The following is a 2475-nucleotide window of genomic DNA, read 5'->3' as shown; positions in this document are numbered from 1 at the left end:
CAATTCGCTGTTCGTCTCCGTCGTCGCCGCCACGATGAGCGAACTCGGGTCGCCCGCGGTGACCGTCGACATTCCTTTTCGCACCGGGTCGGTGATGCCAACGCGATCGGCATGGCCACCGTCGCCGTCCGCGGAGACGACCCGCCCGCGGCCATCCGCGCAGCGTGCAAGGCGGCGTTCGGCAAGCCTGTCGGGGCCCCGGCAGGCTATCCACCCGAGATCGTCCAGCTGCTCCCCCACCGCGTCGCCGCGAAGCTGACGTCGACCCCGGGGCGCGGAGAAGTGTTGTGCTCCAACATCGGCGACATTCCCGACGGCGTCACCGCACTCGGCTCCCACCGATCGTGCGGACTCGCGACCCGCGCGATCCATCCGAACCCGTCGGGCGCGCTGTCGACTATCAGGATGTCGACCTACCTCTCCCGACTGGACGGCAACTACACACTCTCGCTCGTGTGCACCGACGACGCTCTGGCCGGGTCGACGGCCGAGCTCACCGCGGCCGTGCAACGAGCCCTGGCGACGCGGAATCTGGCCGCGAAACCCTGGTAGGTCTACCGTTGTCGCCATGAACGAGCACGATATCCACACCAAGATCCAGCAGCTCATCGCCACCGAGCACAAGCTTCGCACCGAGGCCCAGTCGGACGACATCGACCCGGACACAGAAAAGGCCCAACTGGCATCGCTCGAGCACGCCCTCGACCAGTGCTGGGACCTGCTTCGCCAGCGTCGAGCTCGCATCGACGCAGGCAAGAACCCCGACACCGCAACCGCCAACAGCGTCGACCAGGTCGAGGGGTACTTGCAGTAACCCCGGCCCTGGAGCTAGACCATCCGATCCGTCAGCACGTTGGGCAGGAACCGCAGCGCCGCGTCGATGCCTCGCCACTTGAGTCCGGGTAGCGCCGCGCGGCGGGTCTCGCTCTCGATCGCGTCGACCATCGCCGATACTCCCTCGTCCAGAGTGGCTGTGAGAGCGGCACTGTCGCCCGCTTTGGCGGACATGTCGGTCGCGATGAAGCCGGGCAGCAGGGTGGTGACGGCGATGTCGGTTCGCGACAGCTCCGTGGCCAACGATTCACCCAGCGAGGCCACCGCGGCCTTGCTGGCCGAGTAGGTCGCCTTCGCTCCCGGCAGTCCCCGGTCGGCGCTGATGGACGAGACGAACACCAGGTGCCCGCGGCGCTGCTCCCGGAAGATCGACAGTGCGGCCTCGGCCTGCGAGAGCGCCCCGATGAAGTTCGTGCGGGCGGTCTGCAGGTTCGCGTCGGCTCGCCCGGTACCGATCTTCGCGCCCTTGCCGAGCCCGGCATTGACGATCACTCGATCGAGGCCCCCCAATTCGTCTCGCAATTTTCCGAACACCTCACCCACCGCATCGTGATCGGTGACGTCGAGGGCTCGGACCACCACGGTGATGTTCGGGTTGTGGTGCATCAACTCGGCGCGAAGTTCGTCCAACCGCTCGACCCGCCGGGCGCAGAGCGCCAGATCCCGGCCCATGCCTGCGAACCGTCGCGCCATTTCCTCACCGAGCCCCGAGCTCGCTCCGGTGATCAGAATCTTGTTCCGAGTGGTCGCCATAAGCGGCGAGCCTATGCCACTGTGGAGCAATGGCCTCAGACAGCTCGGAATTCGATGTCATCGTCATCGGCGGTGGACCGGTCGGCGAGAATGCCGCGCAGTACGCGATTGCAGGCAGCGACCGCACCGCCGTGATCGTCGAGCACGAACTGCTCGGCGGCGAATGCTCGTACTGGGCGTGCATGCCGAGCAAGGCGCTGCTGCGCCCCGGCGAGGTTCTCGACATCGCACGAAACATGCCGGGGGTCAAGGAACTGGTCGGCGATCAGCCCCTCGATGCCGACGCCGTCCTGGCCCGACGAGAGTCCTTCACCCACGGCCTCGACGATTCCTCCCAGATGACGTGGGCAGAGTCGGCAGGGATCTCCGTCATCCGCGGTCACGGACGCCTCACCGGGGAGAAATCCGTCGAGGTCGACGGCCGTACGCTGACCGCGCGGCACGCAGTCGTTCTCTCCACCGGAACCACTGCATCGGTACCGAACACCCCGGGCCTGCGCGACGCCCGGCCGTGGATCTCCCGCGATGCCACCAACATTCACGAGACCCCGGGTCATATCGCCGTCATCGGCGGTGGCGTCGTCGCGACGGAAGCGGCCACCTGGTTGCTCTCGGTCGGGGCGAAGGTGACGATGATCGTGCGCGGCTCGTCGCTGCTGGCCGGTTCCGAGCCGTTCGCAGGCGAACTCGTCGCCGAGGCTCTGAAGAAGCGCGGCGCCACGATCATGCTCGACGCCTCCCTCGAGTCCGTGGCCCGCGAGAACCCGGCCGACACCGGCATCGGCCGAGGTGGCCCGGTCGGTCTCGTCGTCGGCGGCGGCGAGATCACGGTCGACGAAGTTCTGGTCGCCGCGGGCCGCACTCCGGCGAGTGCGGACCTCGGGTTGT

General features: G+C 67.6%; 3 protein-coding genes and 1 pseudogene. 3 read left to right on the top strand and 1 reads right to left on the bottom strand.

What is annotated here, in order from left to right:
* Window positions 1-552, top strand: a pseudogene (locus RHBS_RS26875) (hypothetical protein); the annotation flags it as partial.
* Between the two features lie 16 nt (window positions 553-568).
* Window positions 569-814 carry a DUF2630 family protein gene (locus RHBS_RS26870; RefSeq protein ID WP_128646867.1) on the top strand — a complete coding sequence of 82 codons (246 nt, stop codon included), beginning with the start codon at window positions 569-571 and terminating at the stop codon, window positions 812-814.
* A gap of 14 nt (window positions 815-828) precedes the next feature.
* Here the strand turns inward: RHBS_RS26870 and RHBS_RS26865 are convergent, their stop codons facing one another.
* Window positions 829-1587, bottom strand: a complete 759-nt coding sequence (locus tag RHBS_RS26865) for an SDR family oxidoreductase (RefSeq protein WP_128646866.1) — start codon at window positions 1585-1587, stop codon at window positions 829-831.
* A 29-nt stretch (window positions 1588-1616) separates the two neighbouring features.
* Here RHBS_RS26865 and RHBS_RS26860 point away from each other — a divergent pair.
* Window positions 1617-2475 (top strand): FAD-dependent oxidoreductase (locus RHBS_RS26860; RefSeq protein WP_145977635.1); only part of this gene is annotated, 859 nt, incomplete at its 3' end.

Origin of the sequence: Rhodococcus sp. BS-15, assembly GCF_000813105.1 — a bacterium.
In the GTDB taxonomy this organism is placed as follows: domain Bacteria; phylum Actinomycetota; class Actinomycetes; order Mycobacteriales; family Mycobacteriaceae; genus Rhodococcoides.
This window is presented reverse-complemented; position numbering and strand designations above follow the sequence as displayed.

Coding starts and splice junctions, on each gene's coding strand:
- RHBS_RS26870 (WP_128646867.1), top strand. CDS start 569: ATGAACGAGCACGATATCCACACCAAGATCCAGCAGCTCATCGCCACC.
- RHBS_RS26865 (WP_128646866.1), bottom strand. CDS start 1,587: ATGGCGACCACTCGGAACAAGATTCTGATCACCGGAGCGAGCTCGGGG.